Below are 17,502 nucleotides of genomic sequence, written 5' to 3'. Positions count from 1 at the left end.
TTTAACATAACATAAAATGCTTCTTGTTAATGCACACCAGGCAAAATCCTTAGTACCTTTTCCTGTGCATCTAAAATAGCATCTACGCCTAATGGAATAGCTATATTCGTTGAATCATGGCCAATTTTAAAGCCTGCTACAACCGGAACGCCTAAATCTGCAAAATAGTCCTTCATTAAAGCAAATAGTGCCGCTTCATCCGCTTCCGTTTGCGTAAAGGAGCCGATAATAACACCTGCTAATTGCTCAAGCTTTCTTGCCTGCTTTAATTGCTGCAGCATCTCATCGATTTTTGGAATAGTTTCTCCAAGCTCCTCAATCAATAAAATGCGACCTTCCGTGCAAACTTCAAATTTTGTACCTAATGTGTTAACAAGGCGACGTAAATTGCCACCAATAATCTCACCACGAGCTACACCAGGTGCAATCGTTGTTAATGGGGAAATATCCTCCGTATACTGTAATTCCATCGGTGAAAATAGCTGTAAAAACATTCTCTTTGATAAATCATCAATTCTTCCTACAGACATCAGTAGCGGTCCATGAAACGTCACTAAATTAGCATATTCGTTAATCGCGCAATGTAAATATGTAAGATCCGAGAAGCCCCAGAAGATTTTCGGATTTTCCTCAAGCAGTCCGTAGTCAATCTTTTCCGCAATGCGTGCAGAGCCATAGCCCCCCTTAACACAAAAAATTGCCTTCACCTCTGGATTTCTCACCATCTCATGAAAATCAGCCAGACGCTCCTCATCACTACCTGCTAAATAATCATGCTTTGCCTGAATAGTATCCCCAATTATATAGTTAAGCCCTAAATCGTCAAGAAAGGCTATAGCATCTCCTAGCTTTTCGGGCTGTGCTGGACTGGATAAAGCCACAAGACCAACTGTATCTCCCTTTTGTAAATGTGGTACGGTACTTTTCACCCTAACCCCTCCTATAAGTTTTTCTTATTCTAGCATATAGATACTATTGTAGCATTGATTAATGGCAAAGCTAATGTCTATGACATTTCCAGGTGAATGCTCCTCTTTTTTTCGTTCTATCCGTCGCTTTGGGGGTTCTATCCGTCGCTTGGACCATTCCTTCCGTCGCTTCCGTCCTCATTTCCGTCGCTTGGACCATATCTTCTGTCGCTCTAAATTCTATCCGTCGCCTTGGCTCTTTTTTCCGTCGCTTGGACCATTCTTTCCGTCGCTTCCGTATTCATTTCCGTCGCTCGGACCATTCCTTCCGTCGCTCTGAATTCTATCCGTCGCCCTGGCTCTTTTTTCCGTCGCTTGAACCATTCTTTCCGTCGCTTCCGTCCTCATTTCCGTCGCTTGGACCATATCTTCCGTCGCTCTAAATTCTATCCGTCGCCCTGGCTCTTTTTTCCGTCACTTGGACCATTCCTTCCGTCGCTTCCGTCCTCATTTCCGTCGCTTGGATCATTCCTTCCGTCGCTTTGAATTCTATCCGTCTCCCTGGCTCTTTTTTCCGTCGCTTGAACCATTCTTTCCGTCGCTTCCGTCCTCATTTCCGTCGCTTGGATTATTCCTTCCGTCGCTCTAAATTCTATCCGTCGCCTCGGCTCTTTTTTCCGTCGCTCGGACCATTCTTTCCGTCGCTTCCGTCCTCATTCCCGTCGCTTCCGTCCTCATTCCCGTCGATTGGACCATTCCTTCCATCGCTTCCGTCCTCATTTCCGTCGCTCTAATTTTTATCCTTCATCTTGGCTCTTCTTTCGAATTCAAAAAAATAAGCGCAGACTTCAAATCAAATAAAGTCTACGCTTATTTCCTATTTTGTTCCGCCGTAAATAATCGTTACATTTGGATGATTTAATAATTGGCTTGCTGGGAAATCTTCAGTGATGATACCACTTTTTAATTTTTCAATAGCCTCTAGTTTTTTTTCACCAAATGCAATTAGCACGATTTCCTTGGCTTTCATAATAGATTGAATGCCCATTGTAATAGCATGAGTCGGTACGTCTTTAGAGTTATCAAAATAAATTGCATTTTCTGTGCGTGTAGATTCAGTTAACTCTACAATATTAGTCATTGATTCGAAAGATGTGCCTGGTTCGTTAAAACCAATATGTCCGTTAACGCCAATGCCTAGAAGCTGTAAATCAATTCCTCCCGCTTCCTTAATTCTAGCATCATAAGCCACACACTCAGCATCTAAATTCTCTGCCTTACCATTTGGTAATTGTATATTTTCTTCCTTAATATCTACATGATTGAATAAGTTCTCATGCATAAATGTCCAATAGCTTGCCGGACTTGATTGATCGAGACCTATATATTCGTCTAGGTTAAAGGACATTGCGTCGCTAAAAGATATATTTCCAGCTTGTTGGCGCTTCACTATTTCCTTGTACATTCCTACAGGAGAACCACCAGTTGCTAATCCTAAAATACTTGTTGGCTTTACTTGTAATTGTTTAGTGAAAATATCCGCTGCCACTTCGCTCATTTCATCGTATGAATTTACTTCTATCCATTTCATTTCGCTTGTCATTCGTATACCTACCTTACAATCATTATTATTAACTAAAACAATAGGAAATATTTTTCTTTATAATAGCTAATATTTTCATTTTACAAGTTATTTACCTATTTTTCTATTATTTTCTTTCTATTATTCACGTGTATTCTCAAGCCATTTCGGTTATGTTATTTAGTAAGGAAGTGAGGCGATTTTATGAATTCACAAATACAGCAATATTTAAAGCTTATTCAATTTCAAGGATCTTTAGAGCCATCTATTAAGCTACTTGGTCAGCTCCAAACAAGACATCTACATACCATTCCTTATGAGAACTTAGATGTTGCCTTGAAACATGGCATCTCCTTCGCTATCCCTGACCTTTTTCAAAAAATCATTATTCAACATCGCGGAGGTAATTGCTTTGAACTAAATATTTTATTTAGTTGGCTACTTCGCGAACTTGGCTTTTCTGTAACCAACCGCTATGCACAGTTTTGGCGCAACATTGAAGCGGATACTCCTGTTGAGGATGTACCTATGCATCAGCTATTGCTTGTCAATTTCGCTGGCCAATCATATATTTCAGATGTAGGCGTAGGTGCACTAGCTCCTTGTAAGCCAGTTCCACTAATAGCTGGGCATCAACACCGTGAAGGTAATGAACTTTATAAAATTGAACGTGATGAAGCGAACGGCTGGATGCTGTACGAACAAACAACACATAATTGGCGCTTACTTTATAGTTTTTTTGATGACGCTAACGATGCAAAGTTTGCACCAAGACTTTCTAAACAACAAGATAAAATCGCTATGATTCGTACTCCTCGCGGACGACATACAATGCTTAACAATGAATTCCGAATATACGAGGGACAATCCCTAACGACCTATACAACTCATAACGAAAAGGAATGGCGACAAGCACTTCATCGTTTTTTTCATATTTCATTAGATTAGATACTACAAAAAGCAAGCCTCCTCATTAATAGGAGACTTGCTTTTCCTGTGCTATACGACATACTCATAAAAAAGCCTCCGCAATCGTTTGCAGAGACTTATTAATAGATTATTTGTTTTGAATTAAGCCGAAGCCAAGCCCAGTTGGATCTACCATATAGGCAAGATAAAACTCAGCAAACTCCATTTTGTCACGAACAATGATGGCACCATTCTGTTTAGCTTTAGAAATGGCTTCATCGATAGATTTCACTTCAATTTGAATACGTGTTCCAAAAGGATAGTCATGTGGCCCCTTACCAATACCGCCGTTAATCCCTGGTTTTTTATCATCCCCGGTTGTTACAGCCCTATATTCCCAATTAGGTGCAGCTACCTTCCACCCAAAAACCTTGGCATAAAACTCAGCTGCTTTTTCAGGATCCTGACTATTCATTTCAAACCCTATTACTCTCCCCATATAATTCCCCTCCTGATTTCTGAAGCATAATTTATAGTTCAACAACTTTATGGATATTTCCTCCATTAGTTTCATCATCATAACATGAGGTTGTTTTCTGTTCCGACTGGGCGCTTTTCTGGAGCGTCCGATGAGCCACTTGGGCCAACAGATGTTTTTTATGCGAAAGCGTAGCGACAGCAACAGGAGGTTGATCACGAAGGTGTTATCATTGGACGTGATGGTTTTAGAATTCGTTCCTCTATTGCTAATCCCCAAGTAGTCGACCAGCTTCCACTCCAATCAACTAATATACATTCCATCAGGATTAACAAATATCATCCCAAAATTTCATCTGAGAGATCGTATTACACAATTGTGAAAACATAATGACTTAGGTATTAAACCATTCATTAAATAGTAAAATATTGTATAATAAAATTAGAACGACCGTTCAAATGTTAAAGAGGAGTAAATCATTGAACAAAAGACGTTATGATAGCGAGAAAGCAAAAGTTGAAATTATGGAACATGCGGTTAGTTTGTTTTCTCAAAAAGGCTATAATCAAACATCAGTTGGAGATATTTCAACCGCTTCAGGCTACAGCAAGGGACATATTTATTACCATTTTGAAAACAAAGAAAAGCTTTTTGTACTTCTAGCACAACAAACAATGCAAGATTGGCACAACAAATGGCTATACAAAGAATGCACCTACTCCACGGCAACAGAGAAACTATATGGTATGGCCATACATGTTCTCTATCATTACCAAACACCTTTATTAAGCTCAGGGCAAGAGTTAGCTTCTAATCCAAAATCAAGCCCTGAATCAGTGCAACAATTATACAATTTAGCGATTGTACCGATGGATGCTTATCGCGCGATTCTTCAAGAAGGCATTGATCGAGGAGAATTTGTTAATGGAAATATTGATGAGTGGACAGTTCTACTAGGCACATGGCTAGGTGGTTTATGTCAACTGACAAATACTCAGGAGCTTAAAGCACTAGAGCCACTCTTTAATCAGGCAGTTACCATTTTTTTAAGAGAACTAAAAGGTGGGAAATAAATGAAAATTGCATGTATCGGAGACAGCTTAACAGAAGGTCGACCAGGTGTTTCATTTTTTAAACTACTAACAACAAAACATCAACATATCGAATTTGATAATTTTGGAAAACCAGGTGAGACAGTAAAAAGCTTACAAACTCGTTTGGAGAAATCGAAGCTAACTACTTATTATGACCTCAGCTTTCTTTGGATTGGTGTCAATGATGTCTATGCTAAACTTTTGAAAGTGCAGGCTCAGCCAGTTACAAAAGATCATCAAGAATTTAAAGATTACTATGTAAATTGTTTAGAAATGATTTTAGCATCCTCTAAACATGTCGTTTTAGTAACACCAGCTTTAGTAGGAGAGGCCATAAAAAACACTTCAAATATGGAATTAATAGAGCTCTCCTCCATTATTCAGTCCATTTCTTCTAAGTATACAAATGTTAGCTTTTTAAATATGCAAGAGGTGTTTGCGCATCACTTGGAACAAGTTAATAGTTCAGATTATATGAACACCAATGTTATGCGAGTAATGAAAGATGTACTGTTTTATAAAAACCCTTTGCGAATTGACCGATTATCCAAAAAGAGAGGACTACATTTAACTTTAGATGGTGTTCATTTAAATAGTAAAGGAGCAGAACTTGTCGTCGGGGAATACACAGCTGTCATTGAACAGCTTCAATTGCAGGAAGCCAATGTCCATTAGGCAGTCATACGAGAGGAGATGAATATGAGAAAGGTTGCGATTGTTACTGGTGGTGTATCAGGTATAGGGAAGGCTATCTGCAAAGAGTTAGTACGTCGGTATGTATTTGTTATTATTGCAGATGTACACAAAAATAAGCCTATTATCTGACCTATGCCAATGCGTAAAACAATGGCTGTGATCTTTACGATCTTCCCTTCGTTGCACAGGGCTTTAATGAGAATGGGTCTGTAAAGTAAGTCGAAAGGCTCGATTAACATAAATAAATAACGTAAAAGCTTTCTTTCAGATGGTAAAAAACCGCTATGCTTTTCCGCCGGCAAGGCATGAGCCGCATCAGGGCCAAAAATAGGATGTTGGATACGAAGGCATATGTCCCCTTCGCTACATTTTCATTTACACTTCATCTCAAAAACAATTTGTAGGAGTCTTGCGGCTTTTTACCTTTATATTTAAGATAACTAAAACACTGAACGGAATAACCCCTTTTCAGAGACAAATAGCTAGTTATTTATGCTTTCCTTCATCATTTTTATAAATACCTAAAAGTAATATAATTAACCCTATAACAAAAATTAGAGGAGATAAAAACATCATAATCGATGTTGCCCAACTATTTCTAACCATCATTCCATACATTACGCCAATTACAAAAGATAAGAATGGTGCAAACGCTATCATTGTAATGATACCCCAAACGATGTATTTCCCTTTCTCTGACCTTCCTTCGGTTAATTGGAATGCCGCTATTAAACCAACTAATACAATCAATAAAGCAATGACAAACGTCATTTCTAATCACCTCCCTCTTTCCTTCTATAATATGCTTCATTAGTTTAGTGATTTGGTAACATAACACTAGGCTTATTAAAAATATCTATAAATTACGCCCAGACGGAACGGAACATCGGCTTAACATTATGGTGATGAGCCTGTTTAATCAAAAAAAACCACGACCATCAATAAATGTGGTTGTGGTTTTTTATGGTTTAATCTAAAGGGCATCTTGCAAAATGACACCATCGCTCATTTTAATAATACGATCTGTATAAGCAAGCATCTCTTCATCATGTGTCACCATTAAAGTAGTAATGTTTAAGGTTTTAGTCAAATCTCTAATTAATAACATAACCTCTTTTGATCTTTTTGAATCTAAACTTGCCGTTGGTTCATCCGCGAACAGAACTTTCGGTTTATGAATAATTGCCCGGGCAATGGCAACACGTTGCTTCTCCCCACCTGACAATGAAGAAGGATAAGAATTTTTCCGATGGTCCATCCCTACTAATTTTAGTATTCGATCAACTTCATTTTTTTGTTCAGACTTCTTTAACTTGGATTCAGAAACATCTAGCATTAGCAGTAATTGTTCCTCAACTGTAAGAAAAGGTACAAGGTGTGCAAACTGAAAGACAAATCCAAATTTACTTGCTCGTACTTTTCGAACTTCTTCAGAGCTCATTGAAGTTAAATTGTTATCTTCAAATATAACTTGCCCATCTGATGCAGGCTGAAGTCCTGCAGCTATTGTTAGAAGCGTACTTTTACCAGAGCCAGATGCACCTACCAATGCTATGATTTCTCCTTCTTTTAGAGAAAGGTTTATTCCTTTTAATATTTCTTCTTTTACTTCGCCATTAGTAAACGTTTTTCTAACCTCATCAATTGTAAATAAAGTCATATTAAGCCTCTCCTTGCTGTATCGCTTGTAATGGTTCAATCTTTCTAATTTGTAGTCCTGAAATTGTAGCACCAATAAATCCAATAATTAGGAATACTATCGATAATTGCGTCGTTGTCGCAATTGTTAAAGAGAAAGGCATCCCTTGTGGCGCAACCATATTAAATGCTTGGCTAAAGGTTACAGACAAAATAAGTGAAATAACTGTAATGATGGCCATCTGTGTCCATATCAATTGGAATAACTTACTTGTTTTCAAACCAATAGCTTTTAAAATTCCGTATAAGCCAATTTTTTGAACGTTCATCATATAGAAGAAGATAGCAAACAGCATCCCACTAATGACTACTAAAAACCAAACAATCATATTTAAAGACATTTGTTCTGCATTATAACTTGGAATTGTATTAAGAAACGCTTTATTCGAAAATGATTCTAATCCAGCAAATTCTTTTGAAGAATCTCCGTCTGGTACGAAAATCATCTGCATTTCATCAACACGGTAAATTTCTTTATAATCCTGTTCATTAATATAGGCAACAGGTGCATGACTATATTTCTTTTGGTCGACAAATCCTTTTACTACAAACTTGCCACTAAATTGATTATTCGTTAATGTATCTCCTACTTTAATTCCTTTATCTTTCATTGAGCTGTCTAATACGACTTCATTATGTTTCACATTTTCAAATAAATTTGACTCGGTAGATGTAACAAAGGCAACGCTTTGCTGCTTATTGTCCTTATCATTTAAAAAACCCATTTGTAATGAAAAAGCTACTGCATCTTTTTCTTTGCTCAATATTTCGTTTTGTGTACTGCTATCTATTTTTGACAGATTATAAGTTTGATCTGCATCCTTATTCATATAAAATTGACCTTGTGGTAAATCCTTAATTAGAGCGGCATTATCTTGTGACAATCCATTCGCCAAACCAGAAATAATAAAAGTTAAAAAACTAACTAGAAAAACAATCGAACCTAATATTAAAAATCTTACTTTATTCTTCTTAATTTCTTTCCACGCAAGATTCATAGTTGACTCCTCCATTCCTTTTTACATCCTTATCATAAGATCCTTAAATGAACGGAAGATGAACTAATTATTAAAAATGAAATGTTTTTAACAAAAAAGCCCGTAAACCTTTTCTTTTTTAGGTTTACGCGCTGATTGTAATATTACTTATTATGATAGTAGTAGGCTTCACCATGTCCACCATCCAAAAATGTTTTTTGACAGATCTATTGGCCATCTAAACGAATAACAGCCTTTGTATGATATTTCGGCGTTTCCTCTAATTTTGATTCGTATAAAATTACTTCATTTACTAGAAATTTTGGAAGCTGAAAATTTTCTTCCATCAATGCCTCGAACGGAAATTGTCCGAATGCTTCATCCCATTTTCTCGCAACAGTTATATGTGGTGTAAAAGGCTTCTTATCTAATTCAAATCCAGCCTTCATACAATCACGATATACTATTTCTCTCAAAAAATTTAATTGCTGAGATTCGAGTAGATTAACCCATAAAATCCTTGGATATTCTTTTCTTCCAAAAGTCTTGAACCCTTGAATTGTTAATTCGAATGGAGAAACATTCATCAGATTTTTCCTCGTTTCATCCACTACAACCTGTAATTGCTCTTCATCCGCATGACCTAAAAAAGCCAATGTGATGTGATAATCTTCCTGATGAACCCATCGTTTAAAATGAAGATCTGTCTTCATTTTTTCACATCTAATTTTAAGAGCTGCTTTAATGTCTGAAGGAAGTGGAACTGCAATAAAAAAATGTCTGTTCATAATCATACCCTCTCTATTCTTCGAAAATGCTACTTATCAGGAATTATGTCTTTTCCTACTATAATTTAATCATTACTACTCACGCTAAAGCGGCGAAGAAAATAACGCACTTTGCTTTTTAGCTGAGTGGGCCTTATGATTATTTATCTATTTCAGAATAAGGGAAAATCCAAACGAATGTAAAATTCCAAACAATGAAAGAATTAAGCAACCTAACAAGGCTTTTAAACTTCGGATTATCCTTCAAAACCTTCTCCACCACTTAACCTAACATTTACCCATTCGTTAGCGTTAGAAATATCTATTTTCTTGGTTGTCTACATACGTAATTAAGGTTATATGTTTAATATTTAAAGCGTCACTCATTTCAACTGAAATGCCATCCCTGTTATGGATAAGATAGATTATTAGTTTATATGAGCTAATTTTATTAAATATATAATTTTGGGTAATTTATGTAATTCCAACTCTCCTCCTCCCCAATTCTCCGCACTTGTCTATTTATCTTTATTACTCTCATCATAAAATATCTTAATTGCATTTCATTTTTACAAATACAAAAGGAAAGGTTGTAAAAACGTAAATGAATCTAATAAATGAGATTAACCAAAAAATACAACAAATTATTAAAAATCTGAAGCAAGACCAATATAATGATGGTTCATGGAGATATTGTTTTGAAAGTGGACCAATGACCGATGCAAATATGATTATCCTGTTAAGAGTACTAGATTATGATGATGAGAATCTTATAAAGAAACTTGTTGCACGTCTACTTCAGCAACAACAAAATAACGGTGCTTGGAAGCTTTACGATGATGAAAAAGGAAATTTATCTGCAACAATTGAAGCATATACAGCTCTTTTATTTTCTGGACATTTGAATAAAGATGATCCGTCGATGAAATTAAGTGAACAATTTATCGTGGAAAATGGAGGACTTGAAAAAAGTCATATTTCAACGAAGTGTTTACTGGCTATTACCAACTTATACCCTTGGCCAAGACTATTTCCTATCCCCCTTAGTATCATGAATATACCAAAGTTTCTATCATTTAATTTTTTTCATTTTAGCTCATACGTACAAGCACACTTTCTTCCTATTTTAATATTAGGACACGATAAATTTGTAGTTACTAATAAATGGACGCCTGATTTACAGCATTTATTTTTATCTCAAAAGAAATATAAAGCACTTAAAAAGAAAAAAAGATGGTTTAATTTATTTAAAAAGATATTGCCTACTTATAAAGAATCTACGAGGCTAAAAGCTGAACAACATATATATAATTCCATTGAAAAGGATGGGACATTATATAGTTACTCAAGTTCTACATTTTTTATGATTTATGCACTACTTTCTCTAGGTTATAAAAAATCTTCTCCTATTATTAAAAATGCTATTAGTGGTATTAGATCTTTTTTATACGAAAAAGGAGATGTTTTTCATATTCAAAACTCTCCATCGACTGTTTGGGACACTGCGCTAATTTCTTATTCCTTACAAGAATCGGGTCTTACCATTAAGGATCCAACTATCCAATTAGCCTCGAACTTCTTAATGGAATTACAACACAAACACTCTAATAAAGGATGGGGTTTTTCAGAAAGCAACTCCATTAATCCTGATGTTGATGATACACAAGCGGCATTAAGGGCACTATCTAATTTTACAGGTAGTCATTCTGAATTTCGTATGGCCTGGAATTCTGGAGTTGATTGGTTATTAACCATGCAAAACAATGACGGAGGCTGGGGAGCATTTAAAAAAAATAGTCCTTCATACATTAAATGGCTTTTCCCCATACAGAGTTTTGAAGACACTGCTATAGATCCTTCTGCTGCTGACATTACCGGCAGGACATTGGAATTTCTAGGGAATCATTTAAATTTGACTATGCAGCATCCTCGTGTAATGAACAGTGTAAAATGGCTAATAAAGAATCAAACTAATGATGGTTCATGGTACGGACGTTGGGGGATATCTTACATTTATGGTACATGGGCCGCTGTCACAGGCTTAAAGGCAGTTGGGGTTTCATCTGATCATCAAACGATTCAGAAAGCAACAGATTGGTTGTTAAATATAAGACAATCTGACGGAGGCTGGGGTGAATCATGCCAGAGTGATTTTCATAGAGAATATATTCCTTTGCCCTATTCTACACTAGTGCAAACTTGTTGGGCGGTTGATGCATTAATTTCTATCTCTGAGTTTCCTACAAAAGAAATCACAGAAGGAATTATAAGAATTTTAGAATGGCAAAATACAGAAACTAGTCGGATCACTTATCCAACAGGTGCAGGTTTACCAGGACACTTTTATATCCACTATCACAGCTATCAATACGTATGGCCTTTGGTTACATTGAGCCATTACTTAAAAAAATACAATTAGTTCATTATTGGAGTTTTTTTAAAAAATAGTTAATCTATCTAACTCCCTCCTTTTTCATCTCATATACTATATTGTTCCTATCTTTATTTCTGTAATTTATTTTTATTTGAAAGGAGGTTTTTGTCAATGTCCAATATTGATCCTAATTTAATGGGTGTTTTCCGACAAAGAATTAGAAACCCTCATTGTTTCCGTCGTGTATGTGGAGCTCTTAGATCATGTAACCATCATCAGTTAAGAAGTCCCGCAGGTGCATACAGTCTTGTTGATCGTCTATCTGAATGCTGTGGAGTACCTATAACAAGAGCTCAGAGAGATAATGCAGCACACTGGCTTATGAATTGTGGAGTTGATCCTCTAAACAGAGCTCATCGAAGAAGGATGTGGGGTATTGTTAGGGGAGGTTTATGGTAAACCGAAACACTTTTAAAACTATTAATCAAAATATTCTTTTTTCCAGAAAATAATCCTTTTTGTATTTACCTCAAAATTTTGTTGCTGTACAAAGAGATATTGAAACAACTCATAAACATTATGCACACGTTACGCAGGAATTACGTACAGAGAAAGCAAAGTCGACAGCGGCTATACTCACTAATATGCTATCTAGTTAAACATATACATCATTTTTACGCATACCTAAATTTCAGGTATGCGTTCTTTTTGCTTCATATAATAAATAAATATAAATAAATACTCCTTATAAAAGCTTTAAGAACATTTTTGTATAAAAACTACATTGCTTATAGCTAAAGAAAGAGTGTTATCAAGGTTTTTTCATGTGTAAAACAAATTCAATTCTTATCGTTTTCTATCGTATTCCTTAAAATAGAAAAAACCCACAAACGTTGATATACCAACGTTTGTGGGCCTTCAAACACCTAACGATACCGGTGGTCGGGACAGTGAACGGTTCCGAAAGCCTTATATATCAAGGATATCTGGTTGTAATGTGTAAAAATTGTGTAAAATGATTTGCTGGGTTTTTCAGATGAAAAATATAAATGTTTTCTCTTGTGTCTACACTCAACATGCGTGGAGTGTATGTGGCAACACATTGGTGCTGTGGGTTTAAGTAATTGGCTAGGTGCTACCATAGTAGAACCTAGCCTTTTTTATTTATATTCAAACAATCTTTTCTTATTTTTTAAAATAACGACTAGTTGCTTCAAGAACTAAACATATACATGGTATCAATACCCATTGAATACCATCGTTTTCATCATTTTTAAACAAGTCATATATTGCCCAAAATATTAACAGTTGTCATAACACTTAACTCCTATTTTTATTTTTTGTTTTACTTGCTTGTACTCAGTTCGTCCAATTGCTCCGAATATCTGAGCCGCAGACTTATAAATACTAAGACCAATGCAATGACCGTTAGTAAAACTCCAAGTAACCGAAATCCTGTAAAGTTGAACTCACCTCCCATAATGATGCCTGTCAACAGTGAAGATAAAATTGTTCCCAAGTATCTCGATGTATTAAATAGGCCAGATGCTATACCAGCAATTTCTTTTGGAGAGCTTTTAAACAAAGCCGCCTGCATACCAACAGCGTTTAGCCCGTTGCTAAAACCGAATGCAGCTAACGCAAGGCACACACTGATGACTGGTGAACTTTGCGTCCATGTCACGATACATACTGAACCCACTACCATCAGTAATGAGGATACGATCAATGCAGGTCTGGGCCCCGATTTACCGACCCATTTTCCGGCTATTGGCGAAGCTACGATCGAGCTCAAGCCCAAGGTTAACATAAGAATACCTGTCTGGAATTCGCTGACATGACGCACCATTTGCAGGTATGATGGAATCCCGAAAAAGAGTGCATAATAAAGCAAGTTAACGAGCATGTATTGTATATTGATCCAAGTCATCGCCGGATATTTGGCGAAGGTGTGCAAAGGAATAAAGGGCGACACCGTTTTTAACTCATGTCGTACGAATATCCCCAACACAACGAGGCCGATTATCCCAACAACGATATTCCACATAGAGAAATGTCCGGATGATTTCGCTGACAGCAAACCAACTAGAAGGGCAATCAATCCCACCGCAAAGAGCAGAATTCCTGGCACATCAATCACACCCAGTAATTTTCGAAGCGACATGTCTCGTGAAACCGATGTTACCGGCCCGTCGTTAGGAATCATTTTCCAAGCTAAAAGAAAGCTCGCCACTACAAACGGAATATTGACGATGAAGATCGCAGGCCAGTCCCACCATTGAATAAGTACTCCTCCTGCAAAAGGTCCTATAGCTGCCGCACCGGATAGGAAAATCGATAATCCTGCCAACGCATCTGCTTGCTTTTCTGTAATATGAATACGTACAATTGCTGTTCCAACTGCAATCAGCATACTAGTTCCGATTGATTGCACGATTCGGGATACGATAAGCCATCCAAAATTCGGAGAAAATGGAGCCAGAATAGAAGAAACCAAGGATACAACAAGACCAGCCAGAAATATCTTCCTCCGACCGAATAAATCACTAGCCTTCCCCATTACAGGTTGGGCGATAGCACTAGCAATATAAAAAGAAAATACAATCCAGGAAACAGAGGTAAAATCAATGCTATACACATGTTGCAACCTGGCAATAGCAACAGAAATCATCGATGAATTTAAAGGATTTAATAATATTCCTAGTCCAACGGATATCATTAACCACCTGCTACGAGAATTCATTTTTTTATCCTCCCTTATATTTGTTACATTGATATCTTACTTGAAATCCTACATTCATTCCAACGCATTTCAAGTTATGATATCATTGATTAAAAGGAATGATTGGAGAAAAAAAATGGAACTTCTTCAACTACAATATTTTCTAGCGGTAGCTCGATTAGAGCATGTAACCGAAGCTGCACGAAGTCTCCACGTTACGCAATCATCGCTAAGTAAAACGATTCAACGCCTGGAAGAAGATTTAGGGGTACCTTTATTTGATCGAACAGGGAGGAAACTGCGATTGAATGAGTTTGGCAACAAATTCCTTCGTCGCGCGGAAAGGGCTTTGTTTGAATTGGAACAAGGGAAGCAGGAGATTAGCGATTTGTCCAGCGCAGAATTTGGCACACTCAAGCTGGCGGTAACCACCGCAAGCACATTGCCCCAGATTCTGCGAGAATTTCATAAAAAACGGCCTAATATCCAATTTCATGTACAAATGCTGACCACCTTGGAAATGGTCACGCTTTTACATCGAGGCGAAGTCGATTTTTGCTTGTCGTCCCCTCCTATCCAAGGGGACGACATCGAATGTCAAGTTGTCTTCATTGATCCCATTCTTGTAGCTGTTCCTATAGGGCATCGGCTAGCAGACCGAAGTAGCGTAACTTTGACAGAACTAAAGGATGAATGCTTTGTCGGTATGAAGAGAGGCTACGGCACTCGCGATTTAATTGACTCTGTATGTAAATCGGCTGGATTTGACCTTAAATATGTGTATGAGGGCGATGAACCTACACGGCTGATCAATCTTGTAGAAGCTGAAATTGGACTTGCCTTCATACCAGGCACAGCAAAGATGTCATGGGAAAAGATTAAATATTTGCAAGTTGAGAATCACGAACTTGTACGTGATATCGCTTTATTATGGCATAAAAGTCGATACATGACGCAAGCTTCTTTGGAATTCCGCGAGGTCGTTCTGGACTATTTTGAGACAATATCGAACAAGTCCAATTAATCTTACGGCATGGCTCATACTGATTCAATTGGGTTATTGAACATCCTACTATTAAATGGAGTATTATAACTTCTAACGAATAACGTGTATAGCATGTTTATTCGTTAGAAGTTTTTTATGTCTTGAAAAATCTTACATTATTTAAGATAGGATAAGTAAGGTGGTGTAGTTTTGAAATAAAGTTTGATTAATAATGTTGCTCAAATCCTTAGTTTACAGCAAATAAATAGAATTCATTTAAAAAAAACATTGATCAAAATAGATTCCTTCTCTGCCTCTCTAAATATGTGTTTGAAGTTTGTAAATTAAAAGTATATACTCATGTTCTAAAAGGATTATGGATTGAAGATGAGCAATTGAGTACGAATATTTTTGAGCAGATGATTGTGTAAAATCATGTGTAAAAAAGGTGTAAAATGATTTAAAATCTTATCGTTTTCTATCAAATTCTCTTTAAAAGAAAAAAGCTCACAAATCCCATCATATCAGGGTTTGTGAGCTAATCAAAATTTCTTATCGTAACGTAAAATAACTTAACGATACCGGTGGTCGGGGTCGAACCGACACTCCAAAGGAACACGATTTTGAGTCGTGCGCGTCTGCCAATTCCGCCACACCGGCACAATGGAGATAAAAAAAATCGGATAAACCGATTAAGTAATAAATTATGGAGGCGGCAACCGGATTTGAACCGGTGATAAAGGTGTTGCAGACCTGTGCCTTACCACTTGGCTATGCCGCCATAATAATTGGAGCGGAAGACGAGGTTCGAACTCGCGACCCCCACCTTGGCAAGGTGGTGTTCTACCACTGAACTACTTCCGCAAAAATGGCTGGGGTACTAGGATTCGAACCTAGGCATGACGGAATCAAAATCCGTTGCCTTACCGCTTGGCTATACCCCAACAATGGGGCGACTGATGGGAATCGAACCCACGAATGCCGGAACCACAATCCGGTGCGTTAACCACTTCGCCACAATCGCCATTATTATATTGTATTTGTTAATTTTAAAGAAAATGGGGCGACTGATGGGAATCGAACCCACGAATGCCGGAACCACAATCCGGTGCGTTAACCACTTCGCCACAATCGCCATAAAATTAATTGGCAGGGGCAGTAGGAATCGAACCCACACCAAAGGTTTTGGAGACCTCTATTCTACCGTTGAACTATGCCCCTATTAAATAAAAACTGGTGGAGGGGGACGGATTCGAACCGCCGAACCCTAAGGAGCGGATTTACAGTCCGCCGCGTTTAGCCACTTCGCTACCCCTCCGGAAAAGCCATGGTGCCGGCGATAGGAGTCGAACCCACGACCTACTGATTACAAGTCAGTTGCTCTACCAACTGAGCTACACCGGCAAAAAATATGGTGGGTCAGGACGGAATCGAACCGCCGACACTTAGAGCTTCAATCTAATGCTCTACCAACTGAGCTACTGACCCATATTTTTTAANCCGGGATCGAACCGGCGATCTCCTGCGTGACAGGCAGGCATGTTAACCGCTACACCACGGGACCATTTTGGTTGCGGGGGCCGGATTTGAACCAACGACCTTCGGGTTATGAGCCCGACGAGCTACCACTGCTCCACCCCGCGATAATAAGGTGATTTATTTAAATAATGGTGGAGGATGACGGGCTCGAACCGCCGACCCTCTGCTTGTAAGGCAGATGCTCTCCCAGCTGAGCTAATCCTCCATCTGGGTATTAAATGGTGACCCCTACGGGATTCGAACCCGTGTTACCGCCGTGAAAGGGCGGTGTCTTAACCACTTGACCAAGGGGCCTTCCTTTGGAATGGTGAATCCTTAAAGTGCTGGCGGAGAGTAAGGGATTTGAACCCTTGAGACAGTGTTAACCGCCTACACGATTTCCAATCGTGCTCCTTCGGCCACTCGGACAACTCTCCAAGAATGGCTCCGAAGGCAGGACTCGAACCTGCGACAACCTGATTAACAGTCAGGTGCTACTACCAACTGAGCTACTTCGGAATGATTTTATCATATAGCCTAGCGACGTCCTACTCTCACAGGGGGAAGCCCCCAACTACCATCGGCGCTAAAGAGCTTAACTTCCGTGTTCGGTATGGGAACGGGTGTGACCTCTTTGCCATCATCACTAGACTATTTTGAAAGACAATACTTATTATAACATATTTCATTATAAATGCAAGTATCTTATTAATAGTTTTTGTTCTTTCAAAACTGGATAAACGGTGCATTGAATGTTTCAAACTTTTTTGGTTAAGTCCTCGATCGATTAGTAT

The 17,502-nt window shown here is 37.9% G+C and carries 16 protein-coding genes, 15 tRNA genes and 1 rRNA gene; 8 read left to right on the top strand and 24 right to left on the bottom strand.

From position 1 onward, the window contains the following. Positions 1-26 precede the first annotated feature (26 nt). Positions 27-929 (bottom strand): LD-carboxypeptidase, encoded by a 903-nt coding sequence (locus AMS59_RS21400; protein ID WP_053485727.1) that lies wholly within the window; start codon positions 927-929, stop codon positions 27-29. A 61-nt stretch (positions 930-990) separates the two neighbouring features. On the opposite strand from AMS59_RS21400, the gene AMS59_RS25595 reads away from it, so the two are divergent. Then, a complete protein-coding gene (locus tag AMS59_RS25595; RefSeq protein WP_234007875.1) occupies positions 991-1,248 on the top strand; it encodes a hypothetical protein in 258 nt (85 codons plus the stop codon). 537 nt (positions 1,249-1,785) lie between these two features. Here the strand turns inward: AMS59_RS25595 and nagB are convergent. Next, complete coding sequence (gene nagB / locus AMS59_RS21390; RefSeq protein ID WP_053485850.1) at positions 1,786-2,499, bottom strand: glucosamine-6-phosphate deaminase; 714 nt, start codon at positions 2,497-2,499, stop codon at positions 1,786-1,788. Between the two features lie 195 nt (positions 2,500-2,694). On the opposite strand from nagB, the gene AMS59_RS21385 reads away from it, so the two are divergent. Next, a complete protein-coding gene (locus AMS59_RS21385; RefSeq protein WP_053485725.1) occupies positions 2,695-3,438 on the top strand; it encodes an arylamine N-acetyltransferase in 744 nt (247 codons plus the stop codon). Positions 3,439-3,547: 109 nt separating this feature from the next. On the opposite strand, the gene AMS59_RS21380 is transcribed toward AMS59_RS21385, so the two are convergent. Next, a complete protein-coding gene (locus tag AMS59_RS21380; RefSeq protein ID WP_053485724.1) occupies positions 3,548-3,898 on the bottom strand; it encodes a VOC family protein in 351 nt (116 codons plus the stop codon). A gap of 458 nt (positions 3,899-4,356) precedes the next feature. Between AMS59_RS21380 and AMS59_RS21375 the strand changes: the two genes are divergently transcribed. From AMS59_RS21375 to AMS59_RS24540, 3 genes are read left to right on the top strand one after another with little or no spacing between them, the layout of a single operon-like run. Beyond that, positions 4,357-4,950 (top strand): TetR/AcrR family transcriptional regulator, encoded by a 594-nt coding sequence (locus AMS59_RS21375; RefSeq protein ID WP_053485723.1) that lies wholly within the window; start codon positions 4,357-4,359, stop codon positions 4,948-4,950. Continuing rightward, positions 4,951-5,646 (top strand): SGNH/GDSL hydrolase family protein, encoded by a 696-nt coding sequence (locus tag AMS59_RS21370; RefSeq protein ID WP_053485722.1) that lies wholly within the window; start codon positions 4,951-4,953, stop codon positions 5,644-5,646. 24 nt (positions 5,647-5,670) lie between these two features. Next, positions 5,671-5,796 carry an SDR family NAD(P)-dependent oxidoreductase gene (locus AMS59_RS24540; RefSeq protein WP_199777813.1) on the top strand — a complete coding sequence of 42 codons (126 nt, stop codon included), beginning with the start codon at positions 5,671-5,673 and terminating at the stop codon, positions 5,794-5,796. A gap of 357 nt (positions 5,797-6,153) precedes the next feature. On the opposite strand, the gene AMS59_RS21365 is transcribed toward AMS59_RS24540, so the two are convergent. From AMS59_RS21365 to thpR, 4 genes are all read right to left on the bottom strand, one after another. Beyond that, positions 6,154-6,438: a hypothetical protein gene (locus AMS59_RS21365; RefSeq protein WP_053485721.1), complete on the bottom strand. Its 285-nt coding sequence runs from the start codon at positions 6,436-6,438 to the stop codon at positions 6,154-6,156. 202 nt (positions 6,439-6,640) lie between these two features. Beyond that, positions 6,641-7,327: an ABC transporter ATP-binding protein gene (locus tag AMS59_RS21360; protein ID WP_053485720.1), complete on the bottom strand. Its 687-nt coding sequence runs from the start codon at positions 7,325-7,327 to the stop codon at positions 6,641-6,643. Position 7,328: 1 nt separating this feature from the next. Continuing rightward, positions 7,329-8,363, bottom strand: coding sequence for an ABC transporter permease (locus AMS59_RS21355; RefSeq protein ID WP_053485719.1), 1,035 nt, complete (start codon positions 8,361-8,363; stop codon positions 7,329-7,331). A 206-nt stretch (positions 8,364-8,569) separates the two neighbouring features. Then, complete coding sequence (gene thpR, locus AMS59_RS21350) at positions 8,570-9,130, bottom strand: RNA 2',3'-cyclic phosphodiesterase (RefSeq protein WP_053485718.1); 561 nt, start codon at positions 9,128-9,130, stop codon at positions 8,570-8,572. Between the two features lie 583 nt (positions 9,131-9,713). Here thpR and AMS59_RS21345 point away from each other — a divergent pair. Both AMS59_RS21345 and AMS59_RS21340 read left to right on the top strand, forming a co-directional pair. After that, positions 9,714-11,528 carry a prenyltransferase/squalene oxidase repeat-containing protein gene (locus AMS59_RS21345; RefSeq protein ID WP_053485717.1) on the top strand — a complete coding sequence of 605 codons (1,815 nt, stop codon included), beginning with the start codon at positions 9,714-9,716 and terminating at the stop codon, positions 11,526-11,528. Between the two features lie 126 nt (positions 11,529-11,654). Next, on the top strand, positions 11,655-11,942 hold the full coding sequence (locus AMS59_RS21340) for a hypothetical protein (RefSeq protein WP_053485716.1): 288 nt from the start codon (positions 11,655-11,657) through the stop codon (positions 11,940-11,942). An 886-nt stretch (positions 11,943-12,828) separates the two neighbouring features. Here AMS59_RS21340 and AMS59_RS21335 read toward each other — a convergent pair. Next, the gene (locus tag AMS59_RS21335) at positions 12,829-14,226 is read right to left on the bottom strand and encodes an MFS transporter (RefSeq protein WP_053485715.1); all 1,398 of its coding nucleotides are present in this window, start codon (positions 14,224-14,226) and stop codon (positions 12,829-12,831) included. 115 nt (positions 14,227-14,341) lie between these two features. On the opposite strand from AMS59_RS21335, the gene AMS59_RS21330 reads away from it, so the two are divergent. Then, on the top strand, positions 14,342-15,229 hold the full coding sequence (locus tag AMS59_RS21330; protein WP_053485714.1) for a LysR family transcriptional regulator: 888 nt from the start codon (positions 14,342-14,344) through the stop codon (positions 15,227-15,229). A gap of 540 nt (positions 15,230-15,769) precedes the next feature. On the opposite strand, the gene AMS59_RS21325 is transcribed toward AMS59_RS21330, so the two are convergent. The 16 genes from AMS59_RS21325 to rrf all read right to left on the bottom strand — a co-directional run bounded on the left by AMS59_RS21325 (position 15,770) and on the right by rrf (position 17,359). Beyond that, positions 15,770-15,850: transfer RNA gene (locus AMS59_RS21325), tRNA-Leu, on the bottom strand. Positions 15,851-15,897: 47 nt separating this feature from the next. Next, positions 15,898-15,971: transfer RNA gene (locus AMS59_RS21320), tRNA-Cys, on the bottom strand. An 8-nt stretch (positions 15,972-15,979) separates the two neighbouring features. Then, positions 15,980-16,054 (bottom strand) — tRNA-Gly (locus AMS59_RS21315). Positions 16,055-16,059: 5 nt separating this feature from the next. Continuing rightward, a tRNA-Gln gene (locus tag AMS59_RS21310) sits at positions 16,060-16,134 on the bottom strand. Positions 16,135-16,138: 4 nt separating this feature from the next. Then, a tRNA-His gene (locus AMS59_RS21305) sits at positions 16,139-16,214 on the bottom strand. Positions 16,215-16,249: 35 nt separating this feature from the next. Next, positions 16,250-16,325 (bottom strand) — tRNA-His (locus AMS59_RS21300). Positions 16,326-16,337: 12 nt separating this feature from the next. Then, positions 16,338-16,411: transfer RNA gene (locus tag AMS59_RS21295), tRNA-Trp, on the bottom strand. Positions 16,412-16,424: 13 nt separating this feature from the next. Then, a tRNA-Tyr gene (locus tag AMS59_RS21290) sits at positions 16,425-16,508 on the bottom strand. Positions 16,509-16,518: 10 nt separating this feature from the next. Next, positions 16,519-16,594, bottom strand: a tRNA-Thr gene (locus AMS59_RS21285). Positions 16,595-16,602: 8 nt separating this feature from the next. Beyond that, positions 16,603-16,678 (bottom strand) — tRNA-Phe (locus tag AMS59_RS21280). An 80-nt stretch (positions 16,679-16,758) separates the two neighbouring features. Then, a tRNA-Met gene (locus AMS59_RS21275) sits at positions 16,759-16,833 on the bottom strand. Positions 16,834-16,858: 25 nt separating this feature from the next. Continuing rightward, positions 16,859-16,934 (bottom strand) — tRNA-Val (locus tag AMS59_RS21270). 14 nt (positions 16,935-16,948) lie between these two features. Further along, positions 16,949-17,023 (bottom strand) — tRNA-Glu (locus tag AMS59_RS21265). A gap of 30 nt (positions 17,024-17,053) precedes the next feature. Beyond that, positions 17,054-17,145 (bottom strand) — tRNA-Ser (locus AMS59_RS21260). A 5-nt stretch (positions 17,146-17,150) separates the two neighbouring features. Next, a tRNA-Asn gene (locus AMS59_RS21255) sits at positions 17,151-17,227 on the bottom strand. 16 nt (positions 17,228-17,243) lie between these two features. Beyond that, positions 17,244-17,359 (bottom strand): 5S ribosomal RNA (gene rrf, locus AMS59_RS21250). Between the last annotated feature and the right edge of the window lie 143 nt (positions 17,360-17,502).

The sequence above is a fragment of the Lysinibacillus sp. FJAT-14745 genome, from assembly GCF_001275675.1.
In the GTDB taxonomy this organism is placed as follows: domain Bacteria; phylum Bacillota; class Bacilli; order Bacillales_A; family Planococcaceae; genus Lysinibacillus.
The sequence above is the reverse complement of the archived record's forward strand: the minus strand, read 5'-3'. Positions and strand labels throughout refer to the sequence as shown.

Excerpts from the sequence above, each read along its gene's own strand:
- AMS59_RS25595 (WP_234007875.1), top strand. The coding sequence starts at position 991 with ATGGCAAAGCTAATGTCTATGACATTTCCAGGTGAATGCTCCTCTTTT.
- nagB (WP_053485850.1), bottom strand. The coding sequence starts at position 2,499 with ATGAAATGGATAGAAGTAAATTCATACGATGAAATGAGCGAAGTGGCA.
- AMS59_RS21385 (WP_053485725.1), top strand. The coding sequence starts at position 2,695 with ATGAATTCACAAATACAGCAATATTTAAAGCTTATTCAATTTCAAGGA.
- AMS59_RS21380 (WP_053485724.1), bottom strand. The coding sequence starts at position 3,898 with ATGGGGAGAGTAATAGGGTTTGAAATGAATAGTCAGGATCCTGAAAAA.
- AMS59_RS21370 (WP_053485722.1), top strand. The coding sequence starts at position 4,951 with ATGAAAATTGCATGTATCGGAGACAGCTTAACAGAAGGTCGACCAGGT.
- AMS59_RS24540 (WP_199777813.1), top strand. The coding sequence starts at position 5,671 with ATGAGAAAGGTTGCGATTGTTACTGGTGGTGTATCAGGTATAGGGAAG.
- AMS59_RS21365 (WP_053485721.1), bottom strand. The coding sequence starts at position 6,438 with ATGACGTTTGTCATTGCTTTATTGATTGTATTAGTTGGTTTAATAGCG.
- AMS59_RS21360 (WP_053485720.1), bottom strand. The coding sequence starts at position 7,327 with ATGACTTTATTTACAATTGATGAGGTTAGAAAAACGTTTACTAATGGC.
- AMS59_RS21355 (WP_053485719.1), bottom strand. The coding sequence starts at position 8,363 with ATGAATCTTGCGTGGAAAGAAATTAAGAAGAATAAAGTAAGATTTTTA.
- thpR (WP_053485718.1), bottom strand. The coding sequence starts at position 9,130 with ATGAACAGACATTTTTTTATTGCAGTTCCACTTCCTTCAGACATTAAA.
- AMS59_RS21345 (WP_053485717.1), top strand. The coding sequence starts at position 9,714 with ATGAATCTAATAAATGAGATTAACCAAAAAATACAACAAATTATTAAA.
- AMS59_RS21340 (WP_053485716.1), top strand. The coding sequence starts at position 11,655 with ATGTCCAATATTGATCCTAATTTAATGGGTGTTTTCCGACAAAGAATT.
- AMS59_RS21335 (WP_053485715.1), bottom strand. The coding sequence starts at position 14,226 with ATGAATTCTCGTAGCAGGTGGTTAATGATATCCGTTGGACTAGGAATA.
- AMS59_RS21330 (WP_053485714.1), top strand. The coding sequence starts at position 14,342 with ATGGAACTTCTTCAACTACAATATTTTCTAGCGGTAGCTCGATTAGAG.